At 50.3% G+C, this 16800-nt stretch carries 12 protein-coding genes; 6 read left to right on the top strand and 6 right to left on the bottom strand.

From position 1 onward, the window contains the following. The 5 genes from BM257_RS00970 to BM257_RS00950 all read left to right on the top strand — a co-directional run bounded on the left by BM257_RS00970 (nt 1) and on the right by BM257_RS00950 (nt 6316). Nucleotides 1-891, top strand: coding sequence for an HlyD family secretion protein (locus BM257_RS00970; RefSeq protein ID WP_092067330.1), 891 nt, complete (start codon nt 1-3; stop codon nt 889-891). Further along, nucleotides 888-2354 carry an ATP-binding cassette domain-containing protein gene (locus BM257_RS00965; RefSeq protein ID WP_092067328.1) on the top strand — a complete coding sequence of 489 codons (1467 nt, stop codon included), beginning with the start codon at nt 888-890 and terminating at the stop codon, nt 2352-2354. The genes BM257_RS00970 and BM257_RS00965 overlap by 4 nt, the downstream gene beginning before the upstream one ends. 4 nt (nt 2355-2358) lie before the next feature. Next, nucleotides 2359-3417 carry an ABC transporter permease gene (locus tag BM257_RS00960; RefSeq protein ID WP_092067734.1) on the top strand — a complete coding sequence of 353 codons (1059 nt, stop codon included), beginning with the start codon at nt 2359-2361 and terminating at the stop codon, nt 3415-3417. Nucleotides 3418-3443: 26 nt separating this feature from the next. Beyond that, nucleotides 3444-4508 carry an ABC transporter permease gene (locus BM257_RS00955; RefSeq protein ID WP_092067326.1) on the top strand — a complete coding sequence of 355 codons (1065 nt, stop codon included), beginning with the start codon at nt 3444-3446 and terminating at the stop codon, nt 4506-4508. A 122-nt stretch (nt 4509-4630) separates the two neighbouring features. Beyond that, nucleotides 4631-6316 carry an ATP-grasp domain-containing protein gene (locus BM257_RS00950; protein WP_092067324.1) on the top strand — a complete coding sequence of 562 codons (1686 nt, stop codon included), beginning with the start codon at nt 4631-4633 and terminating at the stop codon, nt 6314-6316. A gap of 89 nt (nt 6317-6405) precedes the next feature. Here the strand turns inward: BM257_RS00950 and secDF are convergent, their stop codons facing one another. From secDF to BM257_RS00935, 3 genes are all read right to left on the bottom strand, one after another. After that, a complete protein-coding gene (gene secDF / locus BM257_RS00945; RefSeq protein WP_092067322.1) occupies nt 6406-9432 on the bottom strand; it encodes a protein translocase subunit SecDF in 3027 nt (1008 codons plus the stop codon). 104 nt (nt 9433-9536) lie between these two features. Beyond that, entirely contained in the window at nt 9537-10631 is a 1095-nt protein-coding gene (locus tag BM257_RS00940) for an endonuclease/exonuclease/phosphatase family protein (protein ID WP_092067320.1), read from the bottom strand. After that, nucleotides 10628-11551: a rhomboid family intramembrane serine protease gene (locus BM257_RS00935; RefSeq protein ID WP_092067318.1), complete on the bottom strand. Its 924-nt coding sequence runs from the start codon at nt 11549-11551 to the stop codon at nt 10628-10630. Before BM257_RS00935 ends, BM257_RS00940 begins: the two co-directional genes overlap by 4 nt. A 250-nt stretch (nt 11552-11801) precedes the next feature. Here BM257_RS00935 and BM257_RS00930 point away from each other — a divergent pair, with 250 nt between their 5' ends. Beyond that, nucleotides 11802-12077 carry an HU family DNA-binding protein gene (locus BM257_RS00930; protein ID WP_092067316.1) on the top strand — a complete coding sequence of 92 codons (276 nt, stop codon included), beginning with the start codon at nt 11802-11804 and terminating at the stop codon, nt 12075-12077. A gap of 69 nt (nt 12078-12146) precedes the next feature. Here the strand turns inward: BM257_RS00930 and BM257_RS00925 are convergent, their stop codons facing one another. The 3 genes from BM257_RS00925 to pulA form a co-directional block, all read right to left on the bottom strand. Continuing rightward, nucleotides 12147-12950, bottom strand: coding sequence for a gluconate 5-dehydrogenase (locus tag BM257_RS00925; protein ID WP_092067314.1), 804 nt, complete (start codon nt 12948-12950; stop codon nt 12147-12149). Between the two features lie 97 nt (nt 12951-13047). Continuing rightward, nucleotides 13048-14913: an alpha-amylase family glycosyl hydrolase gene (locus BM257_RS00920; protein WP_092067312.1), complete on the bottom strand. Its 1866-nt coding sequence runs from the start codon at nt 14911-14913 to the stop codon at nt 13048-13050. A 15-nt stretch (nt 14914-14928) separates the two neighbouring features. Next, nucleotides 14929-16785, bottom strand: coding sequence for a type I pullulanase (gene pulA / locus BM257_RS00915; RefSeq protein WP_255405432.1), 1857 nt, complete (start codon nt 16783-16785; stop codon nt 14929-14931). Nucleotides 16786-16800 lie beyond the last annotated feature (15 nt).

Genomic DNA, 16800 nt, shown 5'->3' with positions numbered 1-16800 from the left:
ATGAAAAAGATATATTTACTGGCAGGTGTGGTGCTGATGATGTCTGCCTGCGGAAACAACGAGAAAGTATATGATGCTACAGGTGTCTTCGAGGCAACCGAGACAACCGTGTTTGCCGAACAGAGTGGGGCATTGTTGTCTTTCGATGTGAACGAGGGCGACAAGATTGAGGCAGCCCGTCAGGTGGGACTTATTGACACCACGCAGACGTGGCTGAAGATTCAGCAGATGGATGCTACCAAGGCAGTGTATCAGAGTCAGAAACCTGATATGGAACGACAGATCGCAGCTACACGCCAGCAGCTGGCTAAGGCCAGGCAAGACGAGCAGCGCTACCGCGAACTGGTAGCTGATGGGGCTGCCCCCTCAAAGATGCTCGACGATGCTGCGAGTCAGGTGAAGGTGCTACAGAAACAGTTGGATGCGCAGATATCATCGCTGAGCACTCAACTCTCAACACTCAACTCTCAACTTTCGACTGCTGATGTGCAGAAAGCACAGTTGCAGGATATGCTGCGTAAGTGCCACGTCATGACTCCCACAAAGGGTACTGTGCTCGAGAAATATGTGGAGCGAGGTGAGTTTGTGAGTGTGGGCAAACCGCTGTTTAAGATAGCTGATACCGAGTCGATGTACTTGCGTGCATACGTTACTTCGGCACAGTTGCAGAATATCAAGATAGGTCAGCAGGTAAAGGTGTTTGCCGACTATGGCGACGGACAGCGCAAGGAGTATGTTGGCACTATCAGCTGGATATCCTCTCGCTCTGAGTTTACGCCCAAGACGATCCTCACTGACGATGAGCGTGCCGATCTGGTATATGCCGTCAAGGTGGCTGTCAAAAACGACGGATTCGTGAAGATTGGAATGTATGGCGAAGTGAAGCTATGAACGCAATAGAGGTAAAGAATATCAGCAAGTCGTATGGGCGGGTACAGGCTCTCTGCGATGTGTCGTTTGCTGTCAGCAAGGGCGAGGTCTTCGGACTGATTGGTCCCGATGGCGCCGGCAAGACATCACTGTTCCGCATCCTCTGCTCGCTGTTGCTGCCTGATGCGGGTACGGTGACGGTAGATGGCTACGATGTGGTGAAGCAGATGCATGAGGTGCGCAGTAGGGTGGGATATATGCCGGGTAAGTTCTCGCTCTACCAAGACCTCACCATTGAGGAGAACCTCCATTTCTTTGCTACGCTTTTCGGTACTACCGTTGATGAGGGTTATGACTCTATCAAGGCTATCTATAGTCAGATAGAACGCTTCAAAGACCGTAAGGCTGGAGCTCTCTCGGGGGGAATGAAACAGAAACTGGCGCTCTCGTGTGCATTGGTACACCAGCCCAGTGTCCTCTTCCTCGACGAGCCTACCACGGGTGTTGACCCCGTGAGCCGTAAGGAGTTGTGGGAGATGCTGCTGATGCTGAAGGAAAGTGGAATTACCATTGTGGCCTCAACACCTTATCTCGATGAGGTGCGTTGCTGTGAGCGCGTGGCTTTCCTGGATCATGGGCATGTACACGGCATCGGCACTCCTGATGATATCCTCACCCAGTTTGCCAGTATTTTCAATCCGCCAGGTATCGAGGATGGTTCAAGGTTCAAGGTTCAAGGTTCAAGTGAGAATGTCATTGAAGTAGAGCATCTGGTAAAAGCCTTTGGCGATTTCCATGCCGTTGATGACATCTCGTTCAGTGTTAAGAAGGGTGAGATATTTGGATTCCTGGGTGCCAACGGTGCCGGCAAGACGACGGCGATGCACATGTTGACAGGACTGAACCAGCCCACCAGTGGCACAGGAACCGTCGTGGGCTACGACATCCGCACGCAGCATGAAGAGATCAAGAAACATATCGGCTACATGTCGCAGAAGTTCTCGCTCTACGAAGACCTAACGGTAGCGGAGAATATCCGTCTCTTTGCCGGCATCTACGGCATGAAGGACGATGAGATTCGCCGCAAGACTGATGAACTCATGGAACGCCTGAAGTTCACGGAGCACAAGAACGACCTCGTTGGCTCGCTGCCATTGGGATGGAAGCAGAAACTGGCCTTCTCCGTTTCTATCTTCCATGAGCCTGGTGTGGTGTTCCTCGACGAGCCAACGGGTGGCGTCGATCCCGCCACGCGTCGTCAGTTCTGGGAACTCATCTATGACGCTGCCCGTCGTGGCATCACGGTCTTCGTGACCACTCACTATATGGACGAGGCGGAGTATTGTGATCGCATCTCCATCATGGTGGATGGCAAAATCAGCGCACTTGGTACACCAGATGAACTGAAACAGCGTTTCCACCAACCTGATATGGACCATGTGTTTACCTATCTGGCTCGTCAAGCCACTCGTTCAAGTGATTAAGCGTATGAAACAGTTTATAGCATTTGTAATCAAGGAAACCAAGCATATCCTGCGTGACAAGCGTACGATGCTGATACTCTTCGGAATGCCAGTGGTGATGATGCTGCTCTTCGGTTTTGCCATTACCACTGATGTGAAAAATGTGCGCACGGTGGTGGTCACCTCCGAGATGTCGCCCCGTACACAGCAGGCTGTTGAGCGGTTGGCACAATCGGAATATTTTGTCATCACGCAGACGGTGAGCACCCCACAGGAGGGCGAGCAACTCATTCGCAGTCAGAAGGCTGATATGGCCATGGTGTTCTCACACGATTTCGCCAGCAAAAAGGACGGTATTCAGCTGATAGTGGACGGCTCCGACCCCAACATGGCAGCGCAGTGGACGAACTATGCGCAGGGCGTGCTGGCAAACATGCAGGGCAGCATGGTAAACTCCAAAATGCTCTACAATCCGCAGATGAAGTCAGCCTACAACTTCGTACCCGCCATCATGGGTATGCTGCTGATGCTCATCTGTGCCATGATGACCTCAATATCGATTGTGCGCGAGAAAGAGAAAGGTACGATGGAGGTGTTGTTGGTATCACCTGTCAAGCCTCTGATGGTGATCATTGCCAAGGCGGTGCCCTATCTGATGCTTGCCTTCGCCATCCTCATCACCATCCTCCTGATGGCACGTTTTGTGCTGGGCGTGCCTTTGGCTGGTTCGCTATTCTGGATTCTGGCTGTGAGCACCCTCTATATCCTGCTGGCGCTCTCGCTGGGACTGCTCATCTCCAACGTGGCACAGACACAACTCGTTGCCCTACTGCTTTCAGCGATGGTGCTGCTCATGCCTGTGGTGATGCTGTCGGGCATGCTGTTTCCCGTAGAATCGATGCCACAAGTGCTGCGGTGGCTGGCTGCTATTGTGCCACCACGCTACTATATCGAGGCTATGCGTAAGTTGATGATTATGGGTGTGGGTATAGGTGATGTGGCTCGCGAGGTGGCTGTGCTGGCAGGTATGACGGCGGTGCTGCTGACCATTGCCTTGAAGAAGTTCAAGCAGCGCCTGGAGTAATCATAATTTCTAATTCCTAATTCCTAATTATGATAAAGTATCTCATACAGAAAGAGTTCCTGCAGATACGCCGCAATGCGTTTCTTCCCAAACTCATTATCATGTTCCCCATCGTGATCATGTGTGTCATGCCGTGGGTGATGCAGATGGAGGTGAAGAACATCGTGGTGGATGTGGTTGACATTGACCACACTGTGGAGTCGCAGCGGTTGGTACAGCAGGTTGCTGCCTCTAACTATTTCATCTTCGGTGGACAGAAGGCCACCTACGCTGAGGCGATGAAAGACATTGAGAAGGGTAGGGCGGATGTCATCCTCGAGATTCGTGACGGCAAGTATCTCATCGCTGCCAATGCCGTCAACGGCACCAAGGGGGCGATGGGGTCGGCCTATCTATCGCAGATCGTCACCTCGCGCCAGCATAGTATGCCACACTCCCAACTGTCAATGGTCAACTCTCAACTGTCAACTCTCAACTTGTACAACAAAGGTCAGAACTACAAACTCTTCATGATTCCCGCGCTTTTTGCCATTGTGATGATGCTGATGACGGGCTTCCTGCCCACACTTAATATCGTTGGCGAAAAAGAGACTGGTACCATCGAACAGATCAACGTCACGCCCGTTTCTAAGTGGTCGTTCATCCTCGCTAAACTCATCCCTTACTGGCTCATCGCGCTGTTTGTCATCACCGTATGCTTGCTGTTAGCCTGGCTCGTCTATGGCATCACTCCAGCAGGTCCCGTTTGGCTCATCTACGTGCTTGCCATGCTGTTGGCACTGTTCTTCTCGTCGTTCGGACTTATTGTGTCCAACTACTCCGACACCATGCAGCAGGCGATGTTCGTGATGTGGTTCTTCGTGGTGAGCATTATGCTGCTTTCGGGACTTTTCACTCCAACACGCTCTATGCCCCAGTGGGCTTATCTGACCACCTATATCAATCCCATGCACTATTTCATCGATGCTATCCGTACCATTTTTATTCGCGGCGGAGGTCTGCATGAAACATTCCACCAGGTCTTAGCCCTTGCGAGCATTGGTACACTGATGGGCTGTTGGGCTGTACAGAGCTACAAGAAAAATAGTTAACTGGGTGAATAGTTTTCTTGCAGGAAATGGGGAGAAAAAGATTTTTTTTGTATATTTGCAATCAAATAGAACAATACGAGTGTAAAGATTGAACAGATATACGAACTATAATTATAAATACTATGAAAAAGAAAAGAAGTATCGTAATTGTAGAGCCTTTCTCAACAGGATTTAATCTGATTGATGACGTGAGGGCAAGAGGCTATCAGCCTGTGGCTGTGGTTGCTCCATCGCTTGGTACGGACGAAGACCGTGAGACATTCCGTCAGGTAAAGGAGATGTTCTTGATCCGTCTGCCGGAAGAGGTGCCTGTCATCGATGAGAATCCTAACTACGAGGAGGTGCTTGAGGAGGTGCGGAAATATGACCCGCTACTGGTCATTGCTGGCAGTGATTTTGGTGTGGAGCTGGCTACACGGCTCGCCAGCGATTTAGGACTGCGTGGCAACAAATGGGCTAACATCGGCAAGATGACCAAAAAAGGTGAGATGCATCAGGCTCTGGCAGATTATGGCATACGTTACATCCGTGGTCGCATTGTGAATAGTGAGGAGGGGGCAAAGGCTTTCTATGAGGAACTGGGCACCCCGCATGTCGTCGTGAAGCCCACACGAGGGGCAGGTACTCAGGGTGTGCTCTTCTGTGAGGGACTCGAGGAGACACTGGCGGCAGTGCGTCGTTTGTTGGCTCTTGCCAAGGAGAATGAGTATTTTAGCGATATCCTCATACAAGAGCGCATCATCGGCAAGGAGTATATCGTGAACACGGTATCGAGCCGGGGAAGGCACCGACTCGCTTCTATGTGGCAATATAATAAGCTTGCCATGAATGGCAGTAACCTGTATGAGAATACGGAGTCGGTCAATCATCTTAATGTGGGGCATTCCCGTCTCATCCGATATGCTTATCAGGTGCTGGACGCTATCGGTATAGAATGGGGAGCGGTGCACGGCGAGTATATCGTTGACGAGCGCGGACCTGTGCTTGTCGAGGTGAACTGCCGCCCGATGGGTGCCAGCATGTCGCGTTACTATATCGAGCAGATTTTCGGACACCACGAGACGGATGTCCATCTGGACGCTTACCTCTATCCTGAGAAGTTCGAGCAGGAGGCTAAGAAGCCTTATCGCCCTAAACGTAAGGCTATGGTTAAGAGTCTGATAGTGGCCAATGACGTGAACCTGCAATCTGCTCCCATCCTACAACTGGTAAAACACTTGAAAAGCTTCTATGGCGCGTCATTGGAGCGTATGGCGGGAGAACCCACTATTGCCCGTACTCGTGACCTGGAGACAGCGGGGGGTATCATCTACCTGATCAGTGAAGACGAGCAGCAGGTGAAGGCAGACTGTCTGTTCCTGCACAAACTGGAAACGGACTATCCGCAGATGCTCCTCAACGAGCTGAAAGCGACAGAGGACTGTCAGGTGGAACGCCTGCCACTGGAAGAGCAACTGAACAGGATAGACCTTTGTAACAGCACGCTCGTGTTCAGCGACAGCAACGAGGAGTCTGAACATGCTACGGTGGTCGGCGGCAGTCAGCTGGCTACGGTTTATGACAGTTATGAGCAGGGCTTGTTGGACATCAGCCGGCAGGAGTCGTTCCGCGATGTGGAGAGTCTGCTTCAGCAGATGTTCGTCTTCTTCGATAAGCTGCGTGAGGGAGCCCGCGTCTACATACCAGAGAGCACCTACTGCCACCTGCCCTACGGCATCGAGGGTATGGAGATCATCCTTCATGCCGCCGGACTCTGCATCGAGGCTCCCCGTCCCGGCGATTCCCAGATGATGGTGGTCAGCAAATAGCGTCGCAACTTATAAAAGGGATAAAAGAATAGGGCTTGTCACTGGAAACGGTGACAAGCCCTGTTATAATAATGTAAGCTATAATGCTCTTATGCTTCCACGTCATTCTCACGGATGGTGCGACCCATCACGAGGAAGGCGGTAGGTGCTGCGATGAAGATAGACGACAGGGTACCGAAGATAACACCCAGGATCATGGCGAAGGAGAAGCTGCGGATGCTGTCACCACCGAGGATGAAGATACACAGCAATACGATTAGCGTCGTGATAGAGGTGTTGATGGTACGAGCCAGTGTCTGGTTCAGAGAACCATTGAACAGGCTCTGACGGTCGCGCTTCGCATACAGGTTGAAGTTCTCACGTACACGGTCGAAGACCACCACCTTATCGTTGATAGAGTAACCGATAACGGTCAGGATAGCACCGATGAAGGTCTGGTCGATCTCCAGTGACATTGGAACCCATCCCCATAATACAGAGTAGAAACCGATCACAATCAAGGCATCGAGTGTCAGAGCGACGATGGAACCTACAGAGTAAGCCACGTTGCGGAAACGCAACAGGATGTAGAGGAAGATGGCGATCAAGGCGATAGCCACACTGATGATAGCACCATAGGTAATGTCCTTAGCTACGGAAGGACCTACCTTTGCAGAGCTGATGATAGAGCCACCTTCACGAACGTCTGGGTTCTTGAATGCCTCCACGTTAGACTGGTTGACAAAACCAGCTTTCTTCAGTGCGTTATAAAGGATGGTCTCAGCCTTGTCGTCCACCTGTGGGTTGTTAGACTCGATATCCCAGTTGGTAGAGATACGAACGGTCTTTCCATCAGTACCGAGGGCAATCACACTGGTGTTGGCTTCCTTGTCTTTATTCTCACCAATGGTGTTGATGAAGGCACCAGCGAGGGCAGTACGTACCTGCTCAACAGGAACCTGCTTGTCGAGTGTCACCACATAGTTGCGACCACCAGTGAAGTCGATGCTCTGGCTCAAGCCGCGAACAGCGAAGCTGATGATGAACAGGATGGCAGCGACACCCCAGATGGTGAATGACTTCTTATACATACCCATGAAGTTGAACTTGGTGTTCTGCATCATGTTACGAGAATAAGCGGTAGAGAAGGTGAGGTTCTGCCACTTGTCCTTCTTCATCTTGGCATCGTAGATCAGACGAGTCATGAAGACAGCGGTGAAGAACGATACACAGATACCGATCATCAAGGTGGTGGCGAAACCACGGATAGGACCTGTTCCGAAGACATACAGGATGATACCTGTGATCAACGATGTGAAGTTAGAGTCGAAGATAGCGGAGAAGGCGTTCGAGTAACCGAGGTTCAGTGACTCCTTCACGCTATGTCCCTTACGGAGCTCCTCCTTGGTACGCTCATAGATCAGCACGTTGGCATCCACAGCGGTACCGAGGGTCAGCACGATACCAGCGATACCAGGCATTGTCAATGCCGCCTGGAACGAGGTAAGGATACCGAGGGTGAAGAACAGGTTGAAGAGCAGTGCCATATTGGCAAGCATACCTGGGATGAAACCGTACAGCATCACCATGTAGATCATCAGCAGCACGAAGGCTACGATGAAGGAGATGATACCCTGCTTGATGGACTGGGCACCGAGTGACGGACCAACGACCTCCTCTTGTACGATGCGGGTAGGAGCCGGCATCTTACCAGAGTTCAGTGTGTTGGCAAGGTCCTTGGTATCCTCGATGGTGAAGTTACCCGTGATGGATGAGTTACCACCATCAATCTGGGTGAGGATACGTGGTGCACTATAGACAGCGTCGTCGAGGACGATGGCAACGCCACGTCCGATATTCTGCTTGGTGATCTGGCTCCAGCGGCGTGCGCCGTCAGAGTTCATCTGCATCGATACAGAGGGGTGACCCATCTGGTCGAACTCGTCCTTGGCATTGGTAATCACGTCACCCTCCAGTGGAGCACGTCCGTTGGGCTCTGTAATCTTCAGCGCATAGAGGGCGAAGATCTCACCCTTGGTGTTCTCACCTCCGAAATCCTCTGCCTTAGCACCCCAGCGGAGCTTGCACTCAGCAGGGAGGATCTGGCGGGCGATATCGGAATAGATGACCTTGTCGACATCTGCGGTGTCACGGGCGTTGGCATAACCAACAATAGCGAGTCCCTGTGGAACGGGCTGGAAGACGGCGAACAGCGGGTTCTGCTTCAGTGCCTCTGCCTTTGCCTTGGCATCCATCACCTTGTCATTCTTCTTGGCAAGTTTGGCAGCCAGGTTCGCAGAGTTGGCAGCTGTCGTGTCAGCAACGGCTGTCGTGTCAGCAGCAGCGGCAGCTGTAGAGTCAGCCACTTCTACCTCACCACCTGTGGCGGCGTATTTCTGGTTCAACTGTGCGAGCAGGGGATAGATCTCCTGTGAGTTATAGGTCTCCCAGAACTCGAGGTTGGCAGAGCCCTGCAGCAACTTACGAACACGCTCCGGCTCCTTGATACCAGGCATCTCCACCATGATACGACCGCTCTGTCCCTCCAGTTTCTGAATGTTAGGCTGTACGACACCGAACTTATCGATACGGTTGCGGACCACATTGAAAGAGTTGTCAACGGCAGACTGCACCTCTGCACGGAGGGCACGCTCTACCTCGGCGTCAGTGCTGTTGGTGCTCACCTTACCCTTCATCTGCTGGGTGGCGAAGACAGCTGCCAGAGGACGTCCGTTGGAGTTCTGCTTCCAATACTTGATAAACAGGGAGATGAAGTCGTTCTGACTGGTCTCTTCCTCTTTCTTAGCCTCTTCCATCGATTTCTTGTAGGCAGCGTCTGTCTTGTGGTCGGCAAGTACATCGACAACGTCGGGTACTGACACCTCAAGAATCACATTCATACCGCCTTTCAGGTCAAGTCCAAGGCCGATTTCCATCTCGCGGCACTGCTTGAACGAATAGATTCCGCAGTACACTTTCTCGTTCATGATAGAGTCGAGGTACTCCTGACCTGCCTCTTCGCCCATGGCGGCTGCCTTGTTCTCGTGGTAGCGTGTCACAAACGAGAAGGAGAGGTAGAAGCAGCACACGAGGATTAGAACGAGTGCAATAAACTTTACAATTCCTTTGTTTTGCATTTTGTTTTTTATATTGTTTAATTTTGTGATTCCGCAATTTTAGCCTGCAAATATACTTATTTTTCTCCACTTGGCGAAATTTCTAAGGGAAATTCGTCATTTTTTCAATCATTTCCACCTATTTTAATCCAACAAACGATAGGATAATGGTCACTGGCGTCTATTTTACTGTCTATCTTGCAGTTGTATGGGTGGATGTCGGAAGAACAGAAAATATAGTCGATACGGAAAGGGAATCCTTTCTGATTATATGACAAACCGAGTCCTCGTCCGGTAGCAGCGTAGCAGTCGGTTAGCACCTCTGCGAGACGGTGACGGGAGTAGGAGATAGGGTTGTCGTTTAAGTCACCGCAGAGGAGGATAGGATATTGGCGATGCTCCTTGATATAACGACACACTGCCTCAATCTGCGGAGCTCTCTTAGACGCTGACTCTGAGAGTGTTACCAATAGCTTCTTGGACTCCATACGGGCAGTGTCACCACGCATCTCGCCTTTCAGAATCTCCCGGTAGGCGCTACGTGCCTCTTGCTTGAGATGGGTGCCCTCGAAATGATTGTTGATGACCAACAAGGTGTCGTTACCTACCTGTAGGTACCAGGCGGCACTGCCATTGTTGATGGAACGATAGGGGATACGCTCCCGACGGATGATCGGGAAACGGGTATGGATACCGACACCATTGGGGTAGAGGTCGGTGTTGAACATGATCGTGTCGTTATAGGCGTATTTCTTCTCGTAGTGTTTGAAACAATACCGGCGCCAGGTGTCATTATCCTCTTGTATGCAGACGATATCGGCATCCTCCGCGAAGAGATAGTCACGTACTACCTCGAAGCCTTGCTCGTACTTGTAGTTACCACCATATCCGCAGACGTTATAGCTCACGACTTTAAGGGCACCTTCAGGCACCTCCTGCTTCCGCAAATTAAGGGGCATATATATAGATATAGGTACGTACGAGATGAGAAAGCCCAACAGGGGAATCCATATCATGCGAAACTTGAAGACAACCCAGAAAAGCAGAAAAGCAAGGTTGATGAGCAGGAAAAGGGGGAATGTCATCCCGAAGCACGACAGCACTGGATGGTCGGAAGGACTCAACCGGTCGGAATAGCCAATCAGTGTCATAACGATGATGGTGACGAGATTCGCGCCTGCCAGCATCTGAACGGTGAATGTCTTTAGCTGCTTAATCAATTCTGCTGACTTTGGTCAAACAACTTCTTCTTCTCCTCTTTCGTCAGACTGTCATAGCCGCTCTTGCGGATCTTGTCGAGGATCGCGTCAATCTCCTCCTGGTTGGCACGTTTGGGCTTCTTCGGCTCCTCATACGTCGGTTCCTCCGGCTCGTCAGCCCAGCGGCGACGGTTGCTACTGCGCTGCTGTCGCTCGTCGAAATGCCGTTTCATGTTGTCGAAGAACTCCTGTCCTCGGCTGCGACCGAAACCATTGCCGTTGCCTGGGTGTTTCTTCCAATAACGGATCATAATGAAACCGAAGAGCATACCTCCTAAGTGTGCCGTATGGGCGACACCATCACCAGGACCGCTAAGTGCTGAGAACAACTCGATGGCGATATAACCGACAATCAGCCACTTCGCCTTGATGGGGAAGGGGAAGGGAATGATGAACAACCGCTCGTTGGGGAAAATCATACCGAAGGCAAGCAGGATGGCATAGACGGCCCCCGAGGCACCTATCGTCGTCCATAGGTTGAGGTAGTCGGCTGTCGCCATGATGGTACCTCCAAGGTTCACGTTGTCGTAGGCGGCAAGACCTTCTGCCATATAGTTGGCATATTGGGCAATCTCTTGTACTATGCCAGCACCGATACCACACGAAATGTAATAAAAAAGGAATTTCTTCGGACCCCATACCCGTTCGATGACGGCACCGAACATCCAAAGGGCAAACATATTAAAGAAAATATGTGTGAAGCCGCCATGAAGGAACATGTAGGTGACAAACTGGTAAAGGTGGAAGTCCTTCGCCATGAAGAAATGGAGTCCCAATAATGAGGTCAGGTCAATGCCCCGTAATTCCAAAACCCAAGTCGCCACAAATGCCAAAAAGTTGACAATGAGCAGGTTCTTGGTCATCGTAGGTATATTATTCATTTATTCAATTTACAATTCAACTTTTACACTTTGCCGTCAAACAATGATTTTCCATCGTTGACGGTGCAAAATTACGAAAATAATCTGTTTTTTGACGCAAAAAAGGCGCTATAAGCATTTTTTTTCAATAAAAATCTCATTTTTTTTGCAATTTTGTTTGTTTTTTTAATTGTTTCTCCTATATTTGCAGTGGAATACAATAAAAACCGATTTAAACTATTAATATTTATCTTTTTAAACAACAACGATTATGAACAAGACAGAATTAATTGAGAAGATCGCAGCCTCTGCAAAACTGACTAAGGCTGATTCAAAGAAGGCATTGGACGCAACTATCGAGGCTATCGCTGGCGCACTGAAGAAGGGTGACAAAGTACAGCTCGTAGGTTTTGGTACATTCTCTGTAGCTAAGAAGCCTGCTCGTGAGGGTATCAACCCCGCTACCAAGGCTAAGATCAAGATTGCTGCTAAGAAGGTTGCTAAGTTTAAGGCTGGTGCTGAGCTTGCAAAGGTTGTGAACAAGTAATTTTTGTCAAGAAAAATTTAAAGAGGCTTCCTTACGGGAAGCCTCTTTTTTGTAGTCTGTCGGAAAGACTTATTGAGGTTGCTTTCCAATATATGCAAGGATACCACCGTCCACATACAGCACATGACCGTTAACGGCGTCAGAGGCATGTGAGGCAAGGAAGACAGCGGGACCTCCGAGTTCTGATGGATCGAGCCAGCGACCAGCAGGTGTCTTCGCACATATGAATGAATCGAACGGATGACGGCTGCCGTCTGGCTGACGCTCACGGAGTGGGGCGGTCTGTGGGGTAGCGATGTAACCCGGACCGATACCGTTACACTGGATGTTATATTCACCATACTCAGAGCAGATGTTGCGGGTCAGCATCTTCAGACCACCCTTGGCGGCTGCGTAGGCACTGACAGTCTCACGACCCAGCTCAGACATCATCGAGCAAATATTGATAATCTTACCCTCACGACGCTCCATCATCTCAGGGATGACAGCTGAGCTGACGATAAACGGACCTACGAGGTCGATATCGATGACCTGCTGGAACTCAGCGCGTTTCATCTCGTGCATGGGGATACGCTTGATGATACCGGCATTGTTGACGAGGATGTCAATCTGACCTACCTCTGCGTGGATTTTCTCCACGAGTGCTTTCACGTCGTCCTCCTTTGTCACGTCACAGACATAACCTTTCACGTTGGTGATACCTGCCTCTTTGTAATTGGCAAGACCACGCTCCAGCGCTGCCTCGTTGATGTCGTTGAAGATGATGTTCTTGATGCCTGCTGCTACGAAAGCCTTGGCGATGTTGAAACCAATTCCGTAAGATGCGCCGGTAATCCAGGCGTTCTTACCCTCTAATGAAAATAGATTTGCCATAATAGTTTATTTTTAAGTAAAGTGATATTAAATGCAAAGGTAGCAATTTTTTTTGAATTGCCACCTTTATATGATACGTTTTAAGTTTGATTAATACTTAAAATTCCAAAATCAACGATTGACGGGGACGTAGTCGGAGGTCTTGGGACAGATCATAGTATCGTCCTGTGAGTATGTCTTTCGCCCGTTTGGTGTTACCAATTACCTCGACATAGCGCTCCACAGGCATCGTGGCTTCCTGACGGGTGCCATTGAGGATGGTGAGTGCTGTTTTACCCTGGTATCGGCGGGCAATGACATAGATACCTCTATAGGGGATAAACTGGGTCATCGCCCCTTTGGTAATCACTTCGTTACCTTGTCTCCAGTGAAGCAGTCGACTGGTCCATCGGAACATGTCCTGCTCAGCCTTGGTGCGTCCCTCCTTGGTAAAGGCGTTACGCTTGTCACCCGGGAAACCGCCTGGGAAATCCTTGCGCACGTTGCCGTCGGTCACCTCCTTGGTACCGTTCATCAGAATCTCGGTGCCATAGTAGAGTTGTGGGATGCGGTTGACGGTCAATAACAAGGCGAGTGCTTGCTTGAGGGCAAGAGTGTCGCATCCGTTCCCCAAGAATCGGTCGGTATCGTGGTTGTCGATAAATGCCATGACCGATGAGGGGTTGGGGTAGAGGTAGTCATAAACAAACGAGTTGTAGATGCGGTTCAGACCATTCCACCATGCGTCCGTCTCCTCATTCTTTGCTTGATTGAGCTTGTCAAAGAACGAGAAGTCCATGACGGTCTTCAGATAGCTGTTATCTTTGGAGAGTTTACTGTCTTTCTGCCATGCCGCGGTATAGGCAGGCTCGGTAACCCATGTCTCACCAACGGTATTGAAATGGGGATATTCGTTGTCGAGCTCCTTCATCCACTGTGCCATAGCATGGGCGTCGGCATATGGATAGGTGTCCATACGGATTCCGTCGATACCTACCGTCTCTATCCACCAGATACTGTTCTGGATAAGATAGCGCATCAGGTGTGGGTTATGTTGGTTGAGGTCAGGCATTGTGGGTACAAACCATCCCTCCGTTGTCTCTTGCAGGTCTTTCTTAGAGGCGTAAGGGTCTTTGACAGGGGTCAACTTGTAGCTGGTCTGCAGATACAGGTTCTTTTGCTCGTCCTTCAACCATTCCGGAGAGTTGAGCCAGTCTTTCGATGGCATGTCCTTGGTCCAGGGATGCTCAAAGCCCGAGTGGTTGAAAATCATATCCATCACGACCTTCAGTCCCTTGGCATGTGCCTCGTCACATAACCGTCGGTAGTCCTCATTGGTCCCGAAACGTGGGTCTACTCTATAGTAATCTGTAGTGGCATAGCCATGATAGGTGGAGAAACCATTTTCCGTGTCAGGGGAGTCATTCTCCAATACAGGAGTCAGCCATAACGCGGTCACTCCTAATTCGGTGAAATAGTCCAGATGCTCACGGATCCCATTCAAGTCTCCTCCATGTCGCAGACTCGGTTGTGTTCGGTCCTCCTGATAGGGGCGTAGTCCCTTAACCTGTGGGTTATGACCAGCTCCCTGTGCAAAACGGTCGGGCATCAGCATATAGAGCACATCCGCATTGGTGAAGCTCATACGCTGGTCGCCAGCTTTCTCCCTCTGTCTCAGGGTATAGTTTACTTTCTGCTTGTCAAACTTCAGCGTCATGGTTCCAGGCTGTGCTCCCTGCAGGTTGAGGTATAGCAGAAGGTAGTTGGGAGAGTCAAGGCGTACCACACTGTCAATGCGCACATGGGGGTAGTCAGTGGTCACCTCTTTGACAGAGGCGATATTCTTACCATATACCATGAGTTGCAATTGTGGATTCTTCATGCCCGCAAACCAGTCGGTGGGGTCTATCCTGTCTATTTTCACTGCGGCGTTCATTGTTATTATATGCAAAGCAAAGAGTCCTAATAATAATGTTCGTTTCATATTGTCATACTTGGTTTAATTATGTATAATCATTGCAGATTGGGGAGTGACCACTATCTTGTTGCCATTGACGTTGCCCATCCCTTGTTCATTGATGTTACCGTCCTGACATACCACCGTGTATTTATCCTGGGGGATGGTGATGGTTTGTGGCTCCTTAGAGGCATTCAGTACGACGATGATATTCTGCCATTCGTCCTTGTCCTGAAGGTCTTTAAGTCTGAAAGCAACTACCTGTTGAGGGGTCTTCAGGAATTCCAGGTGTTTGCGGACGAGGTCTGCGTTGCCCAGACGAAAGGCAGGATGATGCAGGCGCAAGGCAATGAGTCGTTGGTAATATGCAAAGACTTGCGGGTAGCGTTGGAGATTCGACCATTCTAGACGGTTGATGCTGTCGGGCGACTCATAGCTGTTATGGACACCTTTTTTGTCACGTAGCAGTTCCTCACCACTTAGCATGAAGGGAATACCTTGTGAGGTAAAGACAGCGGTCTGTGCAAGGAGGTCAAGATGAATCAGCTCGTCCATCGTTATCCCAGGCTTACTGGTTTTCAGACGGTCGACCAGACACATGTCGTCATGACAACTTACATAACTCATCATCTGGGTAGGCTCGGCAGCCCAAGGCTCTGTTGAGTAGTTGACGCTCTTCATATCAACCTGTGGGTGCTCGATAGCACCGGCAATACCGAATTTCAGACTCTCCTCACAATTGGGGACTCCTATGAGGAAACCACCTTTGGTGTCGTCGCTGAAAGGACCACGAAGCGCATCGCGTATCTCGTCGGAAAAGGCGGCGATGTGAGGCATCTGCTTAATGTTCGCCTTCATACCCAGTTGCTCGTTAGGCAGGGCACAGGCTCCTGCGCTCCATCCCTCTCCATAGATGAGGATATTGGGGTCAATGGCATCCATCATCTTGCGGATCGCATTCATCGTCTCTATATCGTGAACACCCATCAGGTCAAAGCGGAATCCGTCAATATGGTATTCTTCAAACCAATATCTCACGCTTTCCTCCATGAATTTCCGCATCATAAGCTTGTCAGAGGCCGTCTCGTTGCCACAGCCAGACCCGTTGCTATATACCCCCTCTGCTGTTTTACGATAATAGTAATCGGGATAGGTACGCTGGAAATTGGAGTGATCGATGTCGTAGGTATGGTTATAGACAACGTCGAGGATAACCGAGATACCAGCCTTGTGGAGTGCCTGTACCATTTGCTTGAACTCCCGGATGCGACATTCTGGGTCATAAGGGTCGGTGGAATAGCCGCCATCCGGCACGTTATAGTTTACAGGGTCATAGCCCCAGTTATACTGCGGCTCATTCAGACGGGTCTCGTCCACAGAGCCGTAGTCGTAGCTGGGCAGGATATGGACGGCATTGATACCAAGGTCTTTCAAGTGCTGGATTGCCCAAGGCTCGGTCAGGGCAAGGAACTTACCGGGATGCTTTGCCTCTGGGCGTGCTATAGAGAAATCACGATGGTGCATCTCATAAACGACATAGTCCTGGAAAGGACGCAGCACATGCTGGTCGTCAGCCCACCCCTTGGGGTTGGTGTCACGCATGTCCAGGATAACCCCTTTCTCACCATTTACTGTTACCGCCTTGGCGAACACTCCAGGAGAAGCCTGTCCGTTGACGACAAACTGATAGGTCTTTCCTTTCTGGTCACCAGAGAGCGTTGCCGTCCAGATGCTGTCACTTTGTAGTTTCATGTGAATACTATCGTTATCGATGACCACCAGACACCTGGCGTCAGTAGGTGCAAACAACTTGAAGACGGTCTCTTGGGGTGAGTAGGTTACTTCGTCGAAGTGAAATGTCTCTGTCGTAGGCTTGCAAGCTGTCAGTAGCACTGTCATTCCTATTAATAAAGT

The sequence above is a fragment of the Prevotella sp. tf2-5 genome (assembly GCF_900115435.1).
Taxonomy (GTDB): Bacteria; Bacteroidota; Bacteroidia; order Bacteroidales; family Bacteroidaceae; genus Prevotella.
This window is presented reverse-complemented; position numbering and strand designations above follow the sequence as displayed.